This is a genomic window from Amycolatopsis sp. lyj-90, assembly GCF_046549035.1.
Classification (GTDB): Bacteria; Actinomycetota; Actinomycetes; order Mycobacteriales; family Pseudonocardiaceae; genus Amycolatopsis.
Map to the genome: position 1 here is coordinate 484,400 of NZ_JAJPWP010000005.1, position 21,789 is coordinate 506,188.

General features: G+C 68.7%; 25 protein-coding genes and 1 pseudogene. 19 read left to right on the forward strand and 7 right to left on the reverse strand.

Going from position 1 to position 21,789, the window contains the following annotated elements; translation table 11 throughout:
• From ACLJPX_RS21625 to ACLJPX_RS21680, 12 genes and pseudogenes are all read left to right on the forward strand, one after another.
• Entirely contained in the window at positions 1-846 is an 846-nt protein-coding gene (locus ACLJPX_RS21625) for a S49 family peptidase (protein WP_410601669.1), read from the forward strand.
• A gap of 187 nt (positions 847-1,033) precedes the next feature.
• A complete protein-coding gene (locus ACLJPX_RS21630) occupies positions 1,034-2,467 on the forward strand; it encodes a carbohydrate-binding protein (protein ID WP_410601670.1) in 1,434 nt (477 codons plus the stop codon).
• Between the two features lie 144 nt (positions 2,468-2,611).
• Positions 2,612-3,451, forward strand: a complete 840-nt coding sequence (locus ACLJPX_RS21635) for a LytR/AlgR family response regulator transcription factor (protein ID WP_410601671.1) — start codon at positions 2,612-2,614, stop codon at positions 3,449-3,451.
• On the forward strand, positions 3,448-3,972 hold the full coding sequence (locus tag ACLJPX_RS21640; RefSeq protein ID WP_410601672.1) for a hypothetical protein: 525 nt from the start codon (positions 3,448-3,450) through the stop codon (positions 3,970-3,972). The genes ACLJPX_RS21635 and ACLJPX_RS21640 overlap by 4 nt, the downstream gene beginning before the upstream one ends.
• Before the next feature lie 31 nt (positions 3,973-4,003).
• The gene (locus ACLJPX_RS21645) at positions 4,004-5,794 is read left to right on the forward strand and encodes a cation acetate symporter (RefSeq protein ID WP_410601673.1); all 1,791 of its coding nucleotides are present in this window, start codon (positions 4,004-4,006) and stop codon (positions 5,792-5,794) included.
• A gap of 140 nt (positions 5,795-5,934) precedes the next feature.
• Positions 5,935-6,279, forward strand: a complete 345-nt coding sequence (locus tag ACLJPX_RS21650) for a DUF485 domain-containing protein (protein ID WP_410601674.1) — start codon at positions 5,935-5,937, stop codon at positions 6,277-6,279.
• A complete protein-coding gene (locus ACLJPX_RS21655; RefSeq protein WP_410601675.1) occupies positions 6,276-7,907 on the forward strand; it encodes a cation acetate symporter in 1,632 nt (543 codons plus the stop codon). The genes ACLJPX_RS21650 and ACLJPX_RS21655 overlap by 4 nt, the downstream gene beginning before the upstream one ends.
• A gap of 47 nt (positions 7,908-7,954) precedes the next feature.
• On the forward strand, positions 7,955-8,305 hold the full coding sequence (locus ACLJPX_RS21660) for a rhodanese-like domain-containing protein (protein ID WP_076163979.1): 351 nt from the start codon (positions 7,955-7,957) through the stop codon (positions 8,303-8,305).
• A 35-nt stretch (positions 8,306-8,340) separates the two neighbouring features.
• Positions 8,341-9,279: a DUF4328 domain-containing protein gene (locus tag ACLJPX_RS21665; protein WP_410601921.1), complete on the forward strand. Its 939-nt coding sequence runs from the start codon at positions 8,341-8,343 to the stop codon at positions 9,277-9,279.
• Positions 9,280-9,354: 75 nt separating this feature from the next.
• Positions 9,355-9,639, forward strand: a complete 285-nt coding sequence (locus ACLJPX_RS21670; protein WP_410601676.1) for a hypothetical protein — start codon at positions 9,355-9,357, stop codon at positions 9,637-9,639.
• Between the two features lie 79 nt (positions 9,640-9,718).
• Positions 9,719-10,093 (forward strand): annotated as a pseudogene (locus ACLJPX_RS21675) (type II toxin-antitoxin system VapC family toxin); the annotation flags it as partial.
• Between the two features lie 66 nt (positions 10,094-10,159).
• Positions 10,160-10,468, forward strand: a complete 309-nt coding sequence (locus tag ACLJPX_RS21680; RefSeq protein ID WP_043847837.1) for an antibiotic biosynthesis monooxygenase family protein — start codon at positions 10,160-10,162, stop codon at positions 10,466-10,468.
• Here the strand turns inward: ACLJPX_RS21680 and ACLJPX_RS21685 are convergent.
• Positions 10,465-11,634, reverse strand: a complete 1,170-nt coding sequence (locus ACLJPX_RS21685) for a cytochrome P450 (RefSeq protein WP_410601677.1) — start codon at positions 11,632-11,634, stop codon at positions 10,465-10,467. The two genes, ACLJPX_RS21680 and ACLJPX_RS21685, sit on opposite strands and share 4 nt — an antisense overlap.
• A 53-nt stretch (positions 11,635-11,687) precedes the next feature.
• Positions 11,688-11,903: a hypothetical protein gene (locus tag ACLJPX_RS21690; protein ID WP_410601678.1), complete on the reverse strand. Its 216-nt coding sequence runs from the start codon at positions 11,901-11,903 to the stop codon at positions 11,688-11,690.
• Between the two features lie 351 nt (positions 11,904-12,254).
• Between ACLJPX_RS21690 and ACLJPX_RS21695 the strand changes: the two genes are divergently transcribed.
• The 5 genes from ACLJPX_RS21695 (at position 12,255) to ACLJPX_RS21715 (ending at position 15,785) form a co-directional block, all read left to right on the forward strand.
• The gene (locus ACLJPX_RS21695; RefSeq protein ID WP_410601679.1) at positions 12,255-12,824 is read left to right on the forward strand and encodes a hypothetical protein; all 570 of its coding nucleotides are present in this window, start codon (positions 12,255-12,257) and stop codon (positions 12,822-12,824) included.
• An 82-nt stretch (positions 12,825-12,906) separates the two neighbouring features.
• Positions 12,907-13,791, forward strand: coding sequence for a DUF5926 family protein (locus ACLJPX_RS21700; protein ID WP_101611705.1), 885 nt, complete (start codon positions 12,907-12,909; stop codon positions 13,789-13,791).
• Between the two features lie 86 nt (positions 13,792-13,877).
• Positions 13,878-14,231: a DUF952 domain-containing protein gene (locus ACLJPX_RS21705; protein ID WP_410601680.1), complete on the forward strand. Its 354-nt coding sequence runs from the start codon at positions 13,878-13,880 to the stop codon at positions 14,229-14,231.
• A gap of 205 nt (positions 14,232-14,436) precedes the next feature.
• A complete protein-coding gene (locus tag ACLJPX_RS21710) occupies positions 14,437-14,949 on the forward strand; it encodes a SigE family RNA polymerase sigma factor (RefSeq protein ID WP_101611707.1) in 513 nt (170 codons plus the stop codon).
• Complete coding sequence (locus ACLJPX_RS21715; protein ID WP_410601681.1) at positions 14,946-15,785, forward strand: hypothetical protein; 840 nt, start codon at positions 14,946-14,948, stop codon at positions 15,783-15,785. The genes ACLJPX_RS21710 and ACLJPX_RS21715 overlap by 4 nt, the downstream gene beginning before the upstream one ends.
• Positions 15,786-15,869: 84 nt before the next feature.
• Here ACLJPX_RS21715 and ACLJPX_RS21720 read toward each other — a convergent pair whose 3' ends face one another.
• The 3 genes from ACLJPX_RS21720 to ACLJPX_RS21730 all read right to left on the reverse strand — a co-directional run bounded on the left by ACLJPX_RS21720 (position 15,870) and on the right by ACLJPX_RS21730 (position 18,600).
• A complete protein-coding gene (locus tag ACLJPX_RS21720; protein WP_076163986.1) occupies positions 15,870-16,421 on the reverse strand; it encodes a ferritin in 552 nt (183 codons plus the stop codon).
• 156 nt (positions 16,422-16,577) lie between these two features.
• A complete protein-coding gene (locus ACLJPX_RS21725) occupies positions 16,578-17,789 on the reverse strand; it encodes an arginine deiminase (RefSeq protein ID WP_101611710.1) in 1,212 nt (403 codons plus the stop codon).
• 13 nt (positions 17,790-17,802) lie between these two features.
• Positions 17,803-18,600: a CPBP family intramembrane glutamic endopeptidase gene (locus tag ACLJPX_RS21730; protein WP_410601682.1), complete on the reverse strand. Its 798-nt coding sequence runs from the start codon at positions 18,598-18,600 to the stop codon at positions 17,803-17,805.
• A gap of 23 nt (positions 18,601-18,623) precedes the next feature.
• On the opposite strand from ACLJPX_RS21730, the gene ACLJPX_RS21735 reads away from it, so the two are divergent.
• Complete coding sequence (locus ACLJPX_RS21735; protein WP_410601683.1) at positions 18,624-19,085, forward strand: PPOX class F420-dependent oxidoreductase; 462 nt, start codon at positions 18,624-18,626, stop codon at positions 19,083-19,085.
• On the opposite strand, the gene ACLJPX_RS21740 is transcribed toward ACLJPX_RS21735, so the two are convergent.
• Complete coding sequence (locus tag ACLJPX_RS21740) at positions 19,082-19,873, reverse strand: DUF2470 domain-containing protein (protein WP_101611713.1); 792 nt, start codon at positions 19,871-19,873, stop codon at positions 19,082-19,084. The two genes, ACLJPX_RS21735 and ACLJPX_RS21740, sit on opposite strands and share 4 nt — an antisense overlap.
• A gap of 95 nt (positions 19,874-19,968) precedes the next feature.
• Between ACLJPX_RS21740 and ACLJPX_RS21745 the strand changes: the two genes are divergently transcribed.
• Positions 19,969-20,976, forward strand: a complete 1,008-nt coding sequence (locus ACLJPX_RS21745) for a hypothetical protein (protein ID WP_410601684.1) — start codon at positions 19,969-19,971, stop codon at positions 20,974-20,976.
• A gap of 68 nt (positions 20,977-21,044) precedes the next feature.
• Here the strand turns inward: ACLJPX_RS21745 and ACLJPX_RS21750 are convergent, their stop codons facing one another.
• Positions 21,045-21,788, reverse strand: a complete 744-nt coding sequence (locus ACLJPX_RS21750; RefSeq protein WP_410601685.1) for a hypothetical protein — start codon at positions 21,786-21,788, stop codon at positions 21,045-21,047.
• Between the last annotated feature and the right edge of the window lies 1 nt (position 21,789).

The following is a 21,789-nucleotide window of genomic DNA, read 5'->3' on the forward strand; positions in this document are numbered from 1 at the left end:
ATGAGCGTTGCGGACAAGTTGACCTCCCGTCTCCCGATGATCGGCGACCGGGGTGAGCGCAAGGACGTCGTCGCCGTGGTGAAGCTGCACGGGGTGATCACGCCGACGCCGTCACCCTTGGCCAGGGGGTCGATCAACCTCGCCGCCGTCGAATCGGCGCTGACCCGCGCGTTCGCGCACGAGCGGCTCAAGGCCGTCGCGCTGCAGATCAACTCACCGGGCGGCGCGCCGACGCAGTCGGGCCTGGTCGCCGAGCGGATCCGCCAGCTCGCCGACGAGAAGAACGTGCCCGTCCTGGCCTTCGCCGAGGACGTCGCCGCGTCCGGCGGATACTGGCTGGCCTGCGCGGCCGACGAGATCTACGCGCACCGGACGTCGATGGTCGGCTCCATCGGCGTGATCAGCGGCGGGTTCGGGTTCACTGGCCTGCTGGAGCGGTTCGGCATCGAGCGGCGGCTGCACACCGCGGGGACGAACAAGTCCCGGCTCGACCCGTTCAGCCCGGAGAAGCCGGAAGACGTCGAGTGGCTGAAGAAGATGCACGGCCAGCTCCACGAACTGTTCGTCGACTGGGTCACCGAGCGCCGGGGAGACCGGCTTTCCGGCTCCGACGACCTGTTCAACGGGGACGTCTGGCTCGGCGCCCGCGCGGTCGAGCTCGGCCTCATCGACGGCGTCGGCAGCCTTCGCCAGGTGATCACCGAGCGGTACCCGGACGCCGAGATCTCCGTCGCCGAACCGAAGAAGGCGCTGCTGGCGCGGCTCGGCATCGGCGCTCCCGCCGCGGCGAGCGCGCTGCTGGACGCGGTCCAGAGCAAGGCCGCCTGGAGCCGCTTCGGCCTCTGACGCGCGTGTAATGAACGGGACTTTCATTGCAAAATTTGCAATGAAAGTCCCGTTCATTACGTTTGGGGACGGGACGGATTCACCCGAACGGTGGTAGGCGTAAGTGGTTCAGACCAGGTCTCATATCGGACATACCGCTTTGTTGTGAACGGCAACAAACCCTCGACAGTGTTGACGAGGAGGTCCGATGTCCGTTACTTCTCCCCCTGCGACCCGCCGGAGCCGCTGGAAGCTCGCGCTCGGCTCGGCGGTCGGCGCGGCCCTGATCGCGGTTCCCCTCACGATCCCCGCTTCCGCCGCCGTCCCGCCCCCGCCGTCCGGCTGGACCACCGTGTTCACCGACGACTTCACCGGCGCCGCGGGTTCGCTCCCGTCGAGCGCGAACTGGATCGTCGACACCGGCCACGGTTACCCCGGCGGACCCGGCAACTGGGGCACCGGCGAGATCCAGAACTACACCGCGAACCCCGCCAACCTCGCCCAGGACGGTGCCGGGAACCTGCGGATCACGCCGCAGCGTGACGGCGCGGGCAACTGGACCTCCGCGCGGATCGAAACGCAGCGCACGAACTTCAAACCGCCGTCGGGCGGCGCGCTGCGGATCGAAGGCCGCATCCAGATGCCGAACGTCACCGGCGCCGCCGCACTCGGCTACTGGCCCGCCTTCTGGGCGCTCGGCTCGCCGTATCGCGGCAATTACTGGAACTGGCCCGCCGTCGGCGAGTTCGACATCATGGAGAACGTCAACGGGATCAACTCGGTCTGGGGCGTACTGCACTGCGGCGTCAACCCCGGCGGCCCGTGCAACGAGACGACCGGCCTGGTCGGCAGCCGGACCTGCCCCGGCGCCAGCTGCCAGAGCGCGTTCCACACGTACACCTTCGAATGGGACACGAGCGTCAGCCCGAACGTCTTCCGCTGGCTGGTGGACGGCCAGCAGTTCCATTCGGTCGCCCAGAACCAGGTCGACGCCACCACCTGGGCCAACATGACGAACCACGCGGGCTACTTCGTGCTGCTGAACGTCGCGATCGGCGGCGCGTTCCCGAACAACAACTCCGGCACCACGACGCCGGGGCCGGGGATCGTGCCGGGGCATCCGATGCTCGTCGACTACGTCACCGTCCTGACCCGCGGTGGCGGCACGACACCCACCACGCCGACGACGCCCACGACACCGACGACGACCACGTCGAGCGGTCCCGGCGGTGGCAGCGCGTACGGCACGATCCAGGCGGAGTCCTACGGCCAGGCCGCCGGGATCGCCAAACAGGCGACGTCCGATTCCGGCGGTGGCCAGAACATCGGTCCCGCGGGCAACGGTGACTGGGCGTCGTATCCGGGCATCGACTTCGGGACGCAGACCGGCAGGCAGTTCCAGGCGCGGGTCGCGTCCGGGGCGGCGGGCGGGGTGAGCGGCCTCGTCGAAGTCCGGCTCGACAGCCGGTCCAACGCACCGGTCGGGAGCTTCGCCGTCGGGAACACCGGCGGCTGGCAGAACTGGCGGACCGTGCCGGCGAACATCAGCGGGATCACCGGGAAACACGACGTCTACCTGACCTTCACGAGCGGGCAGCCCGCCGATTTCGTGAGCGTCAACTGGTTCACCTTCACTCCGTGAAGGGATAGGTGTGGCACGGCGAGGCGGTTCGTGTCACCGGAAAAGATGACGGCACCGGCCACCCCGGGCGCGGGGGTGCCGGTGCCGTCCTTTTCGTTCGACTTTCGTGAAGCGGGCTGGACAGGGACCCCGGCAATGGGCATTATGCGACTCACTGTGAGTGCTCACGATGACACCCGGAAGCTCATTGTCCTTGCGGTGGACGATGAGCCCAAAGGGCTAGACGAACTCGTTCACTGTCTCCGGAACAGCCCGCACGTCGCCCTGGTCTTCCCGGCGATAGACGCTTCGGAGGCGCTGCGACTGCTGTCCACCGACGACCCGAGGCTCGGCGATCGCAAGGCCAGGGGCCTGCCGATCGTGGACGCGGTGTTCGCCGACATCGACATGCCCGGGCTGTCCGGGATGGAGATGTCCCGGGTGTTCGCCGCGCTGCGCCCGTCGCCCGCGCTGGTGTTCGTGACGGGGCACGCGGAAGAGGCGGTCAACGCCTTCGACCTCGGCGCGCTCGACTACGTGCTCAAGCCGTACCAACAGGATCGCCTCGACCGCGCGATCACCCGCGTGATCGACAAACTCGCCGCCAACGCCGCGCCGCAGTACGGCGGACCGGAGGGCGGCCCGGGGCTCGTCAAGAACGACGACGAGGTCATCCCGGTCGAGCTCGCGGGCACCACGAAGCTGATCCCGAGGTCTTCGGTCCGCTGGGTCGAGGCGCAGGGTGACTACGCCCGGTTGTTCACCAACGACGGCAGCCACCTGGTCCGCATCCCGCTCGCGCAACTCGAAGAGCGCTGGGAGAAGGCGGGTTTCGTCCGGATCCACCGGTCCTTCCTGGTCTCGTTGCCGCTGATCACCGAGCTGCGCATGGGCCAGGGCGGCTATCAGGTCGTCATCGGTAACGAGGAGAAGGTGCTGCCGGTGAGCCGCCGTCACACGCGCGCGCTCAAGGACCGGTTGGTCGGCGCCAACCGGTCGACGTGACCGACGACTACTACCGCCGGGTCAACGGCGTCCGCGAACCGGATCCGACGCTCGGCAAGGGCAGGAACAAGAAACCGGCGCCGGCCGAAGGGGCCGCCGTCGAGCCGGTGCCGGGTGCCCCGTCCGGCCCCAAGCACGAGCAGGCGAAGCCCGAGCACCACGCGAAACCCAAGCGGCAGCGGGTGATCCTCGCCGATCCGCGGCAGGTCACCAGCACCCTGCGGGCCAGGGTCGAACTCGAAGAACAGACCAGCTGGGGCAAGCTCCTGGTCCGGGATCTGGTGAAGATCCAGCTGCGGACGGCCTCCCTGCTGGCACTGCTGGTGATGGTCACTCTGTGTTCACTTCCGGTGCTCTTCTACCTGATCCCGTCATTCGGACGAGTGGTCGTTCTGGGCATCCCGTTGCCCTGGTTGATCCTCGGTGTGGCACCTTTTCCGTTCCTGTTCGGCATCGGACTCTGGTACAACCGGCTCGCCGAACGTCATGAACGCGACTTCGTCGACATGATCGAGAACTGATTGCGGAGCTGCACATGCGAGGATTCGTGGCGTGCAGCTGAATCCGTGGGCGATGGCCGGCATCGTGCTGGTCGCGGTCCTGACGTTCTATCTGGGACACCGCTCCTCGCGGTCGGCTGTCAGCACGCATGACTTCCTCGTCGCCCGGCGCACCGTCCGCTCCCGCCGCAACGCGGCCGCGATCTCCGGTGAGTACCTGTCCGCCGCGTCGTTCATGGGCGTGGCGGGCATCGTGCTCAAGGACGGCGCCGACGCGCTCTGGTTCCCGATCGGCTTCACCGCGGGCTATCTCGCGCTGATGCTGTTCGTCGCCGCGCCGCTGCGGCGGTCCGGCGCGTACACGCTGCCGGACTTCGTCGAGATGCGCTTGGGCTCGACGATGCTGCGCCGGGTTTCGACGGCGTTCGTGGTGTTCATCGGGATCCTCTACATGGTCCCGCAGTTACAGGGCGCCGGTCTGACGCTGGCGACGATCCTGCCCGTGCCCGCGTGGGCGGGCGCGATCCTGGTGACCTTCGTCGTCGGGTTCAACGTGATCGCGGGCGGGATGCGCGCGATCACCGTCGTCCAGGCCTTCCAGTACTGGCTGAAGCTGTTCGCCATCGCGGTGCCGACGTTCATCCTCTGCATCGTGTTCCTCGGCTCCGGCGGCCCGGGCAGCGCGCGCCCGCTGGGGCAGCCCGCCCCGCCGATGTTCACCGAGAACACCACGATCTCCGTGCAGACCGACGTCACGCTCAAGGTCACCTCGGTGACCGTGCTCGAGGCGTACGGCCAGGTGGAAGGCGCGCGCGCCAACGGTTTCGCGGTGTGGACGCCGGAGGCGCCGCACAAGGTCGCCAAGGGCACGACGCTCAAGTTCACCGCGGGCGCCCCGGTTCCGGTGGTCAGCGACGCGCCCGCGTCCAACGGCGACTGGCTCCGGCCGGGTTCGGGCAGTCTCACCGATCTGCTGCAGGTCTATTCGCTGATCCTCGCGACCTTCCTCGGCACCATGGGCCTGCCGCACGTCCTGGTCCGCTTCTACACCAACCCCGACGGCAAGGCCGCGCGCCGCACGACGGTGCACGTCCTGCTGCTGCTCGGGTTGTTCTACCTGTTCCCGACGCTGCTCGGCGCGCTTTCGCGGATGTACGTCCCGGAGCTGCTGGTGACCGGGAAGACCGACGCCGCCGTCCTGCTGCTGCCGTCCGCGGTCCTCCCCGGGCTCTGGGGGCAGATCCTGGGCGCGGTGACCGCGGCCGGCGCCTTCGCCGCGTTCCTTTCGAGTTCGTCGGGGCTGTTGGTGAGCCTCGCCGGGGTGGTGTCCACCGACGTGCTGCCCGGCCGCGTCCGCGATTTCCGGGTGGCGACGGCGATCGTGGCGCTGATCCCGTTCGCGCTGGCGGTCCTGCTGCCGTCGGAGGACCTCTCGCTTTCGGTCGGGATGTCGTTCGCGCTGGCCGCGTCCACGTTCAGTCCGCTGCTGTTGCTCGGGGTCTGGTGGCGGAAGCTCAGCTGGCCCGGCGCGCTGGCCGGGATGCTCGTCGGCGGCGGTCTCGTGCTGACCGCGCTGGTGGTCAACATCGTCAGCAAGTACACCGGTGGCTGGGCGCCCTGGTTCTCGAACCAGCCCGCGCTGATCACCGTGCCCGCGGCGTTCCTGACCACCTACGTGGTGAGCCGGGCGACCGGGTACGGGCGGCCGGACGACGTCCACGGCGTGATGCTGCGGCTGCACGCGCCCGACCCGCTCGGGTTCATGCGCGATCGCGCGGTCGCCCGGTTCGGGCAGGCCGAAGAGAAGACGCGCACCACCGGCAAGGGCCGCCACCGGAAGTAAAGTCACTCTTTCGAGTCGTGACCATCTACTCAGAGTCGTACCGTTCACTCAAATGGATTGCCCCTTTCGCGCCCCAAGAGGGGCATGATCTTTCGTGACATCGAAATCAGCGAATGGTTGCGGCAGGTGGGAGGTCCGAAGTGAGTGATACCGATCAAGACCTCGGGTCCGATCCGGAATCCGACTGGGAAAAGGTGCAGGCGAGTCCGGAATTCACCGAGCTGCGGCGACGGCTCCGGGTATTCGTTTTCCCGGTCTCGGTCCTGTTCCTGCTCTGGTATCTGCTCTACGTGCTCCTCGCCGACTACGCGACCGGGTTCATGGGCACCAAGCTCTTCGGCAACATCACCGTCGGCCTGGTCTTCGGCCTGCTGCAGTTCGTGTCCACCTTCGTGATCACCGGCCTCTATGTCCGGTATGCCAACCGGAAACTCGATCCGCTCGCCGACAAGATCCGGCACGAGATCGAGGGGACCGAACGGTGAAAACGCTGGCAGCGGGCGTACAGGGCAGCAGTCCGACCCTCAACATCACCATTTTCGCGGTATTCGTCGCGATCACGCTGGTGATCGTTTTCCGGGCGAGCCGGAATACGAAGACCGCCTCCGACTACTACGCCGCGGGACGCGCGTTCACCGGTCCGCAGAACGGGATCGCGATCTCCGGCGACTACCTTTCCGCGGCGTCGTTCCTGGGTATCGCGGGTGCCATCGCGATCAACGGTTACGACGGTTTCCTCTACTCGATCGGGTTCCTCGTCGCGTGGCTGGTGGCGTTGCTGCTGGTCGCGGAACTGCTGCGCAACACCGGCAAGTTCACCATGGGCGACGTGCTCGCGTTCCGGATGAAGCAGCGCCCGGTCCGCGCGGCGGCCGCCGTCTCCACGCTCGCCGTCTCGTTCTTCTACCTGCTCGCGCAGATGGCGGGAGCGGGCGGCCTGGTGAACCTGCTGCTCGGCATCGAGGGGAACCTCGGCCAGGACCTGGTGATCGCCGTCGTCGGCGTGATCATGATCCTGTACGTGCTGATCGGCGGGATGAAGGGCACCACCTGGGTCCAGATCATCAAGGCCGTCCTGCTGATCGCGGGCACGTTCGCGATGACGATGTGGGTGCTCGGGAAGTACGGCTTCAACCTCTCCAGCCTGTTCCAGGCCGCCGTCGACAAGGGCGGCCAGACGGGGGAAGCGCTTCTCGGTCCCGGCAAGCAGTACGGGAAGACCGGCACGACCAAGCTGGACTTCCTGTCGCTCGGCATCGCGCTGGTGCTGGGGACCGCGGGCCTGCCACACGTGCTGATGCGCTTCTACACGGTGCCGACCGCGAAGGACGCGCGCCGTTCGGTGGTCTGGGCGATCGCGCTGATCGGCATCTTCTACCTGTTCACGCTGGTGCTCGGCTACGGCGCGGGCGCGCTCGTCGGCCCCGACGTGATCGCGAAGGCGCCCGGGACGACGAACTCGGCGGCGCCGCTGCTGGCGCTCGAACTGGGCGGCCCAGTCCTGCTCGGATTCATCGCGGCGGTGGCGTTCGCGACGATCCTCGCGGTGGTCGCGGGCCTGACGATCACGGCGTCGGCGTCGTTCGCGCACGACGTCTACGCCAGCGTGATCAAGAAGGGCAAGACCGACCCCGACAGCGAGGTCCGCGTCGCGCGGATCACCGCGCTGGTGATCGGGGCCGTCGCGATCGTCGGCGGGATCCTCGCGAAGAACCAGAACGTGGCGTTCCTGGTGGCGCTCGCGTTCGCGGTGGCGGCGTCGGCGAACCTGCCGACCATCCTGTACTCGCTGTTCTGGAAGCGCTTCAACACCCAGGGCGCGCTGTGGAGCATCTACGGCGGTCTCGCGGTCTGTGTACTGCTGATCGTCTTCTCGCCGGCGGTCTCGGGCAAGCCCATCGACGCGAAGACAGGGAAGAGCGCCTCGATGATCCAGGGCGTCGACTTCCACTGGTTCCCGCTCGACAACCCCGGCATCGTCTCGATCCCCGTGGCGTTCTTCCTCGGCTGGCTCGGCACGGTGCTGTCCAAGGAACACAACCAGAAGAAGTACGCCGAGATGGAGGTCCGCTCGCTCACCGGTGCCGGTGCCGAAAAGGCGGCCCAGCACTGAGGCGTTCTTCACGCGCGCGCAACGGGACGGGATGCGAGGATGGCAGGGTGGTGAGCCCTGCTGACATCCCGACCGTCGCCGTCCGTGATCTGCCCAAGGACGGCGTCGCGCTGCTCGACGTCCGCGAAGACGACGAGTGGGCCGCCGGGCACGCCCCGGGCGCCAAGCACATCCCGATGGGCGACCTGCCCGCGCGCGTCGGCGAACTCGACGACCTGCCCGACGACCAGCCGGTCTACGTGATCTGCCGCAGCGGCGGCCGGTCCGCCCGCGCCGCCGCGTGGCTCAACGCGAGCGGCTGGGACGCGGTGAACGTCGCCGGCGGGATGGGCTCCTGGCAGCAGGAAGGGCGCCCGATGGTCGGCGACCATCCCGGCGTCGACCCCGAAGTGCTGTAACCGTGCAGCCGGGCCACTACCCGCCGAGGACACCGGTGCCGCCGGTGCGTCCCGCGCCGATGCAGCAGCCGCGGCCCCAGCCGGCACGCCATCGCGTCCGCTGGGTCGCCTCGCCGCCTCCGGGCGCCTGGCCGCAGCGGCGCAAACCCGTGGCCGAGCGCTACTCCGGTCCGCCGTCCTATCCGGTCCCGCCGAGGTGGGGTTTCCCGAACCTGGTCTGGCGGCGTCCGACCGCGGTCCCCGGCACGGCGTCCGGCGAGGTCACCGCCGGGGAACGGCTGCGGGTGATCACGCGCAGCGTCCTGCCGGTGCTGTGGACCTTCGCCGTCCTCGCGCTCGCCGCCGCGGCCTCCGAGATCTGGCGCTACGTCCTGCTCGTGCAGAGCCGCGATTCCGCGCTGTCGACGTCCGTCGTCACGGTCTCCGACACCTTCGTGATCACCGCGGGCCTGCTCACGACGATCCTTTCGCTGCTGCCGTCGGGGCTCACCGTGTGGTGGCTGCTCGTGGCCAGGCAGGCCGCCGCGGACGCCTCCGGCGAGGTGCCGCCGAGGCGGCAGTGGCAGGTGCTGGCGTTCGTGCTGGTGCCCGTGGTGAACCTGATCCTCGTGCTGCCGATCATCGCCGAACTCGAGCACGCCGTCCTGCGCCGGACCCGCGAAACGCGGCCCAAGCCGTCGCGGCTCGTGCTGGTCTGGTGGGGCGTCTGGGCGCTGAACTGGCTGCTGCTCGGGCTCGTCATCGTCTGGCGATTCCGTGACGGCGTGCAGGCACTGGCCGACGGTGTCGTGCTGGTCGCGCTGACCGATCTGGCCGCGGCCGGGCTGGCGGTCGTGACGGCGCTGCTGGTGAAGCGCATGTCCGGTCTGCTCGCTCCTGTGGCTGAGAAGCGGCTTCGCCTGCTTCGCGTGCTGAAGGTGGACGGCGTTCCGGATCCGGAACGGCGCGAGCGTCCCGCCTCTTCAGTGCGCTGACGCAACTTTTCCACCAACTGTTGAATGCGGATCTACGCACTCTGCCGAAAGCGCATCGGTCTGTAACATGGCGGTATGAGTAGCGAGCAGCAGGAGTGTGACCTGCCCGCCGGGGAGACCGGCCGGGCCAGGTCTGCTGTGCTCGGTCCGTACAAGCCGTCCGCCATGAAGGCTGTCACGGGGCGTTTCTCACCTGGGATGAAAACGAGGCTCGCCGGTCATGGAATCCGCAGGCCCGAGCCGGTCGAAGACGAGACATCGAAGCCGTACTCGCCGCCGTCGTTCTTGGGGATGTTCGATCTCCCCGCTGACGCGTCCGAGAGCGTGAAGGCCGTGGTGCGCGGCCAGGATGTCGCCTGAGTCAAGCGAAAGCCGATGGCGCGTCCGATTGTGGTAGACGCTGGCCCGCTCATAGCCATGGTCAGCCGAAAAAGATGATCACCACCGGTCAGTGGTCGCGTGGCTCGAGACCGCGGCCACGCGTGATCTGCTGGTGCCGTCGCTCGTGTTGACCGAGGTGTGCCACTACATCGAGAAGTATCTCGGTGGTGAAGCCGAAGCGGCGTTCATCGAAGGGCTCGTGCGTTCACCGCAGTTCGCCGTCTATCACCCGATGGACGATGATTTCCGGCGGATGGCCGTGTTGATGCGGCAGTACTCGGATTGGCCGCTCGGCCTGGCGGACGCGGCTGTCGTTGCCACGGCTGAAAGGCTCAGGACGGTCGAGGTGGCGACAGTCGATCGCCGACATTTCGAGCACATCAAGCCGGTGCACGTTTCTCATTTCACGCTGTATCCCGAGATTGCCCGCTGACGCTGCTCGCGGAGTGAGCCAGGTCACCGTTGACCTCCAGCTCACTCGAAGTTCAAGACTGTGCTCATGAGCGACGACGGCGTCACCTTCATCAACGTCTTCGAGATCCCCGCGGACCGCGTGGACGAGTTCGTCGAAACGTGGCGAGAGCGCGCGAAGCTGATGCGTGACGCGCCCGGTTTCCGCGATGCCAAGCTCCATCGCGCGCTGCTGCCGGATTCGCGCTTCCAGCTCGTCAACGTGACGCACTACGACAGCCGCGAAGCCTGGGAAGCGGCGGGCAAGAACCAGGTGTTCAAGGCGTCGACCGAACGCGCCGCCGAGATCGCGACGCCCAACGCGGCGCTGTACGAGGTCGTCGTCGAGTACCCCTAGTCCGCGGTGACCGGGAGCGACCGCAGGCCGCGGATCACGAACTCCGGCCGTCGTTCCGGCGTCTCCGCGAGCTTCAGCCCCGGCAGCTTCGTGGTCAGCGCGGTCAGCGCGGCCGCGATCTCCACCCGCGCGAGCGGGGCGCCGACGCAGTAGTGGATGCCCATGCCGAAGCCGAGGTGCGCGTTCGGCGTGCGGCCGATGTCGAGGGTGTCCGGCCGGTCGAACACCTTCGGGTCCCATGCGGCGGCGCCGAGGAGCGCGCCGATCTTCTCGCCCTCGGCCACCCGGTATCCGGCGATCTCGACGTCGGTGGTCGCCGTCCGTTCGAAGAGCTGGAGCGGCGCGTCGAAGCGGATCAGCTCCTCGACGCACGGGTCCATGAGGTCGGGGGAGGCCACCAGCCGCTCCCACTGGTCGCGGTGGGTCAGCAGCGCGTTGACGCCGTTCCCGATGACGTTCACCGTCGCCTCGTGCCCGGCCATCAGGAGCAGGACCGCGGTCGCGACCAGTTCGTCCTCGGTGAGCTCGCTGCGCAGGAGATCGCTGACGATGTCGTCGCCGGGCGAACTCGCGCGCTGCTTCGCCACGTCGCGCAGGTAGTCGACGAACTCCGCGGCCGCGGCTTCGGCGGCGTCGCGCTTCTCTTCGGCGAGTCCGTACTCGTACATCTTCACGATGTGGTTCGACCACGAGACCATGCGCGGCCCGCCCTCGACCGGGACGCCCAGGAGCTCCGCGATGACCGCGACCGGCAACGGCTGTGCGAGATGCGCCAGCAGATCGGCCGAGCCGGTTTCGGCGATCTCGGCGGCGAGGTCGCCGACCATGCGGTCCGCGAGCCGGGCGACCATCGGCCGCAGCCGCTGGACGTGCCCGCGTCCGAACGCGCCCGCGATGACCCGTCGCAGCCGGGTGTGGGCGGGTGGCTCGTTCTCCAGCAGTGAATTGCGGTGCAGCAGGTTGAACGACGCGAACCGCTCCACCGGCAGCGCGTCCTGCCAGATCCGGCCGAGCCCGCGATGCCGCAGGACGGCGGCCGACGCCGCGTGCGACACCGCCACGGCGATGCCGAGGCCGTCGTGGCGGTGGACTTCGCCGCGCTCGCGGAGTTCGGCGAAGGACGGATACGGGTTCGCGAGGAAGGCCGGATCGGCGAGGTCGAACACGTTCCGACTGTAGCCGCGCCGCGCCGGGAGGCGCCCCGGCGCGGCGCCGGGAGTCACAGATGCAGCCAGAGCCCCAGGTGCAGGCCCAGCCAGTGGTGGTGATGGTGCCCGTGGTGGTGGCCGCCGCACAGCAGCAGGCAGTGGCGGGCCTGGTCGGCCGAGGCGGTTTGCGGTGTGGCCGAGGCCGTGCCCACCGCGGGCCCGGCCAGCATCAGCCCGAGTGCCACGGGCAACGCGGCCAGCGCTGCCCGGCGCTTGGAGGTGCTCATCTGTGGATCCCTTCTCCGCACTTCGACGCCGGGATGGCGCCGTCATCGAGTATTCGGTGCGGTGAGGGGGAAAAGGCAGGCTGATCACCCGCGATTAGATCGTCCGGATGATGACAACCATTTTCAGTCATGTTTCCGTGGTACACGAATGGCCGCTGAAACCGGCCGATCCGGTTGATCTCGGTGACGGTGGGGGTTTTCCGTGCGACGCTTTCGTTACCAACTCCGCTGAACCTCGGCGGCGGCCCGGCGTCTCTAGGGGTGTCGGAACGCGGAAGCGCGGGACGACAAGGGGATTTCGTGGCCGTCTGGCCCGGAAAGCAATCGACTCTTTCGAACTGGGGTATTTCCATGCGTATTCGTCATGCCTTTTTCGCCGGTCTCACCGCCGCCGCTCTCGCGTTGCTGCCCGCGACCGCTTTCGCCACCGAAGCGCCGGTCGAGATGCCGGAGAAGCCGAAGGGCACCAAGTTCTGGGTCTCGCCGAAGGCCGTCGAGGCGGGCGGGAAGGTGACCGCCCAGGGCCGGTGCGTCACGCCGCACGGCTTCTCGATCGTCGCTCCCGAGGGGTTCACGCAGGTCGCGGACAAGTCGGTCAAGCGGGCCGGCGGCACCGACGTGAAGGTGACCTACAAGGCGCTTCCGGGTGCCAAGCCCGGTGACTATCTGTTCGTCCTCCTGTGCGACACCGTCGAGCCTTCGGCGACGGTGAAGGTCGTCCCGGCGGCGAAGAAGGAGCCGGTCAAGAAGGAGGCGCCGAAGCAGGTCTCGAAGGTCCCCGCGGGCGCACCGCAGACCGGCGGCGGGCCCGTCGACGAGCCCGCGTCGGCCGGTTGGCTGATCGCGGGGCTGGCCGGAGCGGGTGCGGCGGGCGCCGGTGGCGTGGTCCTGATGCGCCGTCGCCCGGCCTCGCGGTCCTGATCGCGCGCGGGAAGGGCGGGGGCCTTACGAGGTCCCCGCCCTTCCCGCGATAGCGTTCCGAACCGAGCTTGAGGAGGCTGACGTGGGCAAGGGTTCGCGCAAGAAGGGTCCCAAGACGACTTCGGATCGCAAGCCGAAGGTGCGCGACGTCTTCGTCGGCCAGCCCTTCGAGGGGCTCGCGGCGGAGACCGAGCTGATCGCGCTGCGCGAGTTCGTCCCTTCGGCGACGGCGGCGCTCACGCTGGCGGGTTCCGGCGAGAAGGTCACCCTCGGCACGGTGCTGCCGATGGCGGCGGCCGCGTTCGTCCGGTCCGACGGCGAGCGCTACGTCGGGATGCAGGTGCAGACCCGGTCCTCGGACATCAGCCGTGACCTCGGCCGGGCGCTCCAGTGGGTGCTCGAGGCCAAGGAGGGTGACGTCCTGTCCGTGCCGGACACCACGACGCCGCCCACGGCCGACGAGAAGGCCCGTCTGCAGGACCTGCTCGACACGAGCGTCGAACTCGACGCCACGCTCTACAACGACTTCGCCTGGTGGCTGCCCGAGGACGCCGACGCGAGCGGCGACGTCGCGTTGTCCCTCGAGCGCGCGAACGCGGCGATCATGCCGACCGAACGCCTCGGCGCGGGTGCGTACTGGGTGCTCGCCGGCGAGAAGGCGCACCTGCGCTGGGTCCGCCCCGAACCGGAGAACCTGCTGCTGCAAGCGCTTGCGCGGCTGTCCGCGGCCGGTGAACTGGGCCTCGGCGAGGGCTCCCGTTACGCCGGCTCGTTCCGTGCGCACGGGCTGCTCGTCCCGGTGTGGGACCTCGACCCCGAGGCCCACGCCCGCGAGTGGGCCGACGCGAAGGACCAGCTCGGCGTCCGGCTCGACGCCGCGCTGAAGTCCCTCGACACCGAGCCGCTCAACGCCACCGAGCGCCGCTCCCGCGACGGCCTGATCGGCCGCCAGCTCACCATCCGCTGACCCACCCCTCGCGTTTCGTCCTCTGGTTGCGGTAGTTGCACGCGCATCTACCGCAACCAGAGGACGAATTGCGTCAGGATGGGCGCGTGATCCTTCATATCTGCACCGAGAGCGAGTGGGCGGCGGTGCCCGAAGGCGGCGTCTACACCGCCGCGTCCCTCGATTCCGACGGCTTCATCCACTGCTCGGACCCGGGAACGGCGCATATCCCGGCCGACGCGGTGTTCCCCGGCCGCACCGATCTGGTGCTGCTGGAGATCGACCCGGCGCTCGTCGGCGCGCCCGTCGTCTGGGAGGACGGCGACCCGCCGCACCCGGCCGGGATCCAGTTCCCCCATGTGTACGGTCCGATACCGCGTAACGCGGTGGTGGCCGTTCACGAATTCCCTGTTCGGGGGGACGGTTCGTTCAAGATTCCCGAGTCCGTGTCGAGACGTTGAGAAGCGCAACGCCTCACCCGGACGGGCGTCTCTCGAAATGGTTCGCGGCTGAAGACAACCTGTGGGGGCGGTCATGCGTTTCGGGAGAGGTGAGCCAGAGATACCTGGCCGAGTGACCCCGGGAGGAGGCGATACGGTGACCGCTGCCGCGACGGTCATCTCGGGGACGGATGTCTGGGGGTCCGGCGAGAGCCGAGGGAGAGACGTGCCGGCCGAGCTCACCGACTTCGGCGACTTCGTGCAGGCCAGCCTGCCGGGTCTGCTCAGGTACGGCCACGCCCTCACCGGGAACCCGCACGACGCCGCCGACCTGGTCCAGACCGTGCTGGAGAAGATCGGCTCGCGCTGGTCCTACGTCCAGCACAAGACCGGCGACCCGATGGCCTACATCCGCCGTTCGATGGCCAACGCGCACGTCAGCCGGTGGCGCCGGACCAAACGGGAGAGCCTGGTCGCCGACCTGCCGGACACGCAGCCGTACAGTCCGGCGGATCCGTTCGAGCACGAGCCGCTGTGGCAGGCGTTACGCGCGCTGCCGCCGAGGCAACGCGCGGTGATGGTCCTGCGTTACTACGAGGGGCTGTCCGAAGCGGAGATCGCGGATTCGCTCGGTATCAGCCAGGGCACCGTCAAAAGCCAGGCGAGCAAGGCGATCGCGTCGCTGCGCACGAAGCTCGCACTGTTCGAGCCCAAAGGTGAAGGGAGGGAAGCGGGATGAACATGTCCGAGGAGGACGTGCAGCAAAAGCTGCGTGACCTGTTCTCAGATGAGCGGATGGGCGCGGGATCCACGCTGAATCCCGAGACGATCGTCGCGGGTGCCCGTCGCCGCCGTCGTCGCCGCCAGATGATCCAGACGACGAGCGGGATGGCCGCCGCGGTGGTCATGGTCGGGAGCGGGCTCGCGGTCTTCTCGATCCACTCGAAGGACAACGGCGCGGTCATCTCGGCCGACCAGCTCAGCATGGGGCAGTCCGCGACCAGCCAGGTGCAGCCGGGACCGGGGACTTCGGCGCCGCCGGCGTCGTCGTCGGTGGCAGCGCCGCCCCAGACGTCCGCGCCACCGCCGTCGACGGTCTCCGACGGGCCCGTCAAGCCGCCGAAGAGCACCGCGGCCACGAAACCGCCCGCGCAGGGCAAGGTGACCACCGGCGCGCTGCTGACCTCAGCCGGGTTCGGCAAGCTCCGGCTCGGGATGAGCGAGGCCGAGGCCGAGGCCATCGCCGGGCCGCTGCGGGCGAAAGAGGTCCGGGGCGCCTGCACCTACGGCTACGCGGAGGGATCCGCCGTACCGGGGCCGACGTCGGTGTCGCTGACCGAGGGCAACGGGATCACCGTCATCAACCCGGCGGGCACGGTGCACACCCCGGAAGGGATCGGGGTCGGCTCGACCGAGGCGGACATCCTCGCCGCGTACCCCGGCAGCACGAAGGACGGCAGCGCCTACGTCGCGCCCGCCGGCGCGGTGAGCGCGTACCGGATCTTCGTGGCCAACGACGGATCGGCCGTCAGCATCCTGCTGACCAGCCTCAACCAGGACTGCCAGTTCAGCTGAGGTCGTCCGAGCGCAGAAGAAAACCCGGGCTGCTCCAAGGGGGAGAGCCCGGGTTTTCTCTGTGGTGGGAGAGCGGTCAGTGCGTCAGAGCGCGCCGCCCGCGACCGGGGGCATCCCCGAGTCGGCTCCGCCGTCCCCGATGGACTCGCGGTGCAGGTGGTTCTCCACCTCGAACAGGTTGCCGTTGGCGCGTTTGACGATGTTGAGCAGCGTGGACATCTGGGAGATCTCTTCGACCTGCTCCTTGAGGAACCACTGCGTGAACTGCTCGCCGATGTAGTCCTCTTCGGCGCGGGCGGCCTTGGCCAGCTGCTGGATGTCGGTCGCGACGTCCTTCTCCTGCTGCAGCGCCAGCTCGATGAGTTCGGTGACGTCGGAGAACGTGTTGCGCACGTCGCCGGTGCCGGGGATCTCGACGTGGTGGTCGGTGTCCAGCATGTACTGGATCAGCGCCATCGCGTGATTGCGCTCCTCGACGGACTGCTTGTAGAAGTGCTTCGCGAGCTGCGGCAGGTCCTCGGCGTCGAACCAGACCGCGAGCGCGATGTACTGCTGGGAGGCGTTGAACTCGTTGTGGATCTGCGCCTGCAGCAGTTCGTAGAACTTCGAGCGCGGTTGCTTCTTGATGAGGGCCATGCATTCAAAGATACGTCATGCGCTATTCGATTTCCACTTTTGCCTGGTGATCTACCCCCTATTAGGTTACCATTACCGATAATAGGTCCACCTCAATTAAGTAAGCCTTCCCTAATCAATTGCGATCGATTAGGGAAGGCTTACTTAATTTCTGTTTCAGATGCTTTCGCGCCGGATCGGGCACGACATGCAGCGCGGCCCGCCACGGCCGGAGCCCAGCTCGGAGCCGGTGATGGCCAGTACCTCGATACCGGCTTCCTCCAAGCGGGCGTTGGTTTCCACGTTACGTTCATAGCCGACGACGACGCCGGGCGCGAGCGCGAGGGTGTTGTTCCCGTCGTCCCATTGCTCGCGTTCCGCGGTGACCGGGTCGAGCCCGGTGTCGATGACGCGGAGCCGGTCGATTCCCATTGCTTCGGCGGCCGCGGTGAGGAATGGAGCCGGGCCTTCCACCTTCATGGAACCGTCGTCGGTCGGCCGCATGGTGAACGCGGTCAGCGAATCGCGGGAAAGCGGATACATGACCACGGCGTCGGCGGCGACCATCGTGCAGACGGTGTCCAGATGCATGGTCGCGCGGGTCTGCTGGATCGGGACGGCGAGCACGGTGTGCGCGATCCCGTCCGCGAACACCGACCGCGCCAGCGACTCCGCGCCCGCCGCGGTGGTCCGTTCGCCGACGCCGATGGCCAGGACGCCCGGCGAGAGCAGCATGACGTCGCCGCCTTCGATCGGCGCCGAATGCGCGCCGTACGCGCGGGACGCGTGGCGGAACCACGGGTGGTAGGCGTAGATCAGGTCCAGGACGGCGGTCTCGCGGACGCGGGCGGGCATGGTGAGCGAGGAGACCGCGACGCGGTCGCCGATCCACGCCGACGAGTCACGGGTGAACAGCAGGTTCGGCAGCGGATCGACGGCGAAGTCGTTCGGGTGGTTCATCAGCCGGACCAGCGAGACCCCCTCGGCGGCGGGCAGTTCCTCGAACGTCATCCCGGCCATCAGGGCCTCGGCCAGCACCTCCGGGGAGACACTCGACAGGTGGGAACGGAGCGAATCGGCCAGATCGAGCCCGAGCCGCCGCTCGTCGACCGCCGCGTGCACGCCCGCCGCGTGGGCACGGGTGTCCGCGAGCGCCGTGCGCAGCGCGTCGGCCAGCAGCAGCACCTCGACGCCGCGGCCGCGCAGCACCTCGGCGAACGCGTCGTGCTCCTCCTGCGCGCGGTCCACCCAGGGGATGGAATCGAACAGGAGCTGGTCGTTGTTGCGAGGCGTGAGCCTTTTGAGCTCGTTGCCGGGCCGGTGCAGCAGAACCGCACGCAGGGGGCCGACTTCGCTGTCAACTCGGGGTGGAGTCGTCTCGTCAATCACTCCGCGAGCTTAGCTAGGGAAGCCAGGAAACTCGCCCCTTGAGCAGCGCGTATCCGACGAAGGAGACGAAGTCGAGCGCGGTGTGCGCGGCGATCAGCGGCCACAGCCGGTTCGTCTTCTGCCACAGCCTGCCGAACACCAGGCCCATCACGACATTGCCGACGAAACCGCCGAAACCCTGATACAGGTGATACGACCCGCGAAGCACGGACGAGGCGACCAGTGACGTGTTCTCGCGCAGTCCGAGTTGCCGCAGCCTGGTCAGCAGGTACGCGACGACGAGCACCTCTTCGGCGAACGCGTTCCCGAAGGCCGACAACGTCAGCGTGATCGGGCGCCACCACGTTTCGCCCAATGTGGACGGTTGCACCGACAGACTGAATCCGAGGCTGTAGGAGAGGAAGTACAGCCCCAGTCCCGGAATCCCGATCACCGCGGCGAGCAGGAGGCCGTGCCCGACGTCGCGGCCCGGGCGGCTCCGGTCGAGGCCGATCTGCGCGAGCTTCATCCCGCCGCGCCACAACAGGTACAGCCCGAGCGCGCCCCAGCCGACCAGCTGACCGGCGCTCAAGAGCTGTTTGAGCAGATCGACCAGGCTCAGCGTCGCCTGGGGGACGTTGAGCTGGGCCTGTTGCTGCGCCAGCGGGACGGGCTGCAGCAGCGAGTCCACAAGGGACAGCAGACTGCGCAGCCCGGACAGGCCGAGGGTGATTCCGAAGACGACGACCAGTTCGATGACGATCGCGCGGCGGCGCGCCGGGTCTTCCACGAATTCCGGCAGCGCCGGGCGTTCGGGACGCAGCCAGCTCATCGGTCGCACGTTACCGTCGAGTCATGCCAAGGAGCATCGCGACCAACGAAACCGTCGACCGTGCCGCGCTCGTCGACTTCCTGTCCACCCGCCACCGGGCGATCCTGATGACCACCAAGGCCGACGGCGGCCCGCAGCTCTCGCCGGTGACCTGCGGCGTCGACGGCGAAGGCCGCCTGGTCATCTCCACGTACCCGAAGCGCGCGAAGGTCGTCAACGTCCGGCGCGAGCCGAAGGTGTCCGCCTGCGTCCTTTCCGACGAGTGGAACGGCCAGTGGGTGCAGCTGAACGGCACCGCCGAGGTCCTCGACCTGCCCGACTCGATCGAGCCGCTGGTCGACTACTTCCGGGCGATCTCGGGCGAGCACCCCGACTGGGACGAGTACCGCGAAGCGATGGTGAAGCAGGGCAAGAGCATCATCCGCGTCACCATCGACTCGTGGGGCCCGATCGCCAAGGGCGGCTTCCCGGCCGAACTCGCCTAGCCCTCCGAAAAGAACGGGCAGCCGACCAGCCTGCGGATCTCGCCGGCGAGCTGTGGCGGTCCTTCGACCGGGCGCGAGAAAGCGAGCCGGACGTCGTGGTCGCCGGAGTCGGCCTCGACCCGCAGCCGCAGGCCGTACCGGTCCAGTCCGAGCGGCCGGATCCAGCCACCGCGCAGTTCGGCGGGCACGTGCTTGGCGAGCTGCTGGACGACGTCGGCGTGATCGGTCTCCAGATGCCGCAGCCACGCGGCTTCGTAGTCGTGGAACGGGTCCGGCGGGGCGGCGCTGAACATGTGCGGCCGGAGCGAGTGGGTGCCCTCGGCGTCCGCGAGCACCAACGACGCCGGGGTCAGCCTCAGCAGGGTGAGGCCGTGGCCGACGTCCAGCAGCCGCTCGTCCGGCCGGGTTTCGGCGATGGAGACCGCGCGGGCGCGGGCCGAGACCTCCGAAAGCGGGCGGAGCCAGCCCGTGATCCACAGCAGCCCGCGGATGGGTTCGCGGAGGTCGACCGGCGCCTGATCGGTCAGTTCGACCATCACCGCGAGTTCGCCGCGCTGCGCTTCGTGCGAGCGTTTCACCAGGTGGTGCTCGTCCGGCAGCAGGATGCTGACGCTGCCGCTCGTGTGCACGTGGTGCAGCTCGGGGATGACGCGGCCGTACTGTCCTGGCTGGTCGCGCTGCTCGGCGGTCGGCATCAGCGTCGCCGGCCCGTTGCGGGTGGCGATCGTCTTCGCACGTTCCGCGGGGTTCGGCGCCGGCGGGCGGCGAATGGACGTCGGTGTGGTCACGGCTCACCTCCTAAGTTAGGTGAGCCTAACCTGATTTACGCGCCGAGTGGAAGTAGGCTAGATCACTTCTCGGCTCACGCGTATAGGTTGACCAGGTGGAAGACCGCAGAATCCGGGCACTCGAACCACCCGAAGGGATTCCGGCGGTGAACATGCCGGCCCTGGCTCCCCTGCTCGATCGCCTCACCACGACAGCCGGGACGACGTTCTTCGCGGCCGGGGCTCTGGTCGTTCTGGGCGCCTTCTTGGCGGTGTCCGGGCGGTACGGCGTCGCCGTGCCCGCCTTCCTCCTCGTCTTCATGACACCGGTCTCGCTCTACTTCGGCTACCTCGTGTTCGCCGGATCCTCGCGGATGCGGAAGCTCACCCACAAGCCGTTCCGCCTGGTGAGCGGGTTGGACGGCGCTGTCGTCGCCGGTTCCCGGGTCAGCGTTCCGCTCGACGACCGGTGGTTCGTCGTCCGGCTGCCCGCCCCGCTCCGCGCGCAACTCGCGGCGCAGCGGAGGCTGTGGGTGCTCGGTCCGTTCTGCCTGCTTCCCGGTGTCATCGCCCCCCGGCGCGGTGCAATCCGGGACGCCCCCGTGAAAGGTTCGCGGCCGCTGCGCGCCGAGCCGGTCACGCCGCGCCGGATGCTCACCCTGCACCGGCGGATGCTCGCGTCGCACTACCTGATCGGTGCCGGGATCACGCTGGTCGCGGCAGGCTTCTCGGTCTGGATCGCCCTCGACCTCCCGGACCGCGGCAACAGCCTCGTGTCGGAGACGCGGGTGCTGGCGGTCCTCTGCTTCCTCGCGGCGATCGGGCTCGCCATCACGGCGCTCGTGTTGGCCCGCCCGGCGCCCGAGCCGCGGTGGACCGAACTGGCCGTCGTGTCCGGACCGGCGTCGGTCAACCTCTTCGGCATGGTCACCGTGCAGGGCCGGACGGTGCTGCCCGACGGTCGTCAGGTCACCGTCCGGGCCGGCGGGTCGGACCCGTCGCTGGCCGCCGGGATCGCCGCGACCGGGCGGTTATGGGTGCTCGGCGTGCCGGTGGCCGGGAAGGCCGCGAAGGCCGGAGTGCCTGGTCACGCGGTCTTCGGACCGGTCAAGTTCGGCCGCTGAAGGGGACTTTCCCCGCATGCCACGCGACGAAAGCTCCCTTCACCGCGTGAGATGAGGGAAAGTCCCCTTCAGCTGAGCGAGCGCCGCGTCGCTTCTTCGGTCTCCACGACGCCCCGCCGGATCCCTTCCAGTTGTTCGCTCAGCTCGCCGATCGTCGTGGTGTCGAGCAGTGAATCGCCGGTGGCGGCCGACAGTTCGGCCGCCCTGGCGACCAGGCCGTCGAGACCGAGTGCGCCGGATCGCAGCTGTGCCAGCAGTTTCCGCCGCGCGCTCGAAAGCCGCGTGTGCACGTCTTCCTGTGCCTGCACGGCTTCGAGCGACTGCAGCAGGTCGCCGCGGATGTCGTCGTCGTCGGCGGTCTTCAGGTCTTTCGTCAGCCGGGCCTTCTCGGCGGACACCGCGCCCAGATCGACCCGTGCCAGCGCCTTCCCGGTGGCGGAAGCGCGACCTGCCAGCCGCCGGAGGGTGTCGACGGTTTCCCGCACCACCGGTTCCATGTCGGCCACCCGCTCGGCGAGCGGGCCGGTGTCGAGCGATCCGGAGATCGACTCGAAGCCGGCGGCCGCGGCCTCCGCCCGACGCAGCCAGTCCGCCTCGGCCGAACCCGGTTCGACGTCGGGGAGGGCCCGCTCCTCGGGCTCGGCGGCGGGTTTCGCGCGGGTGGCGGCGGCGACCCCGGCGCGGGCGGCGAGCACGGTCACGCCGACGCCGATCGCGGCGACCACCGGCAACTGCACCGCCCAGGCCGCCCCCGCCGACGTCGCCGCGAGGAGCAGTCCCCACGGTTCGGCTAGCTCACGGACGAAGCGCATA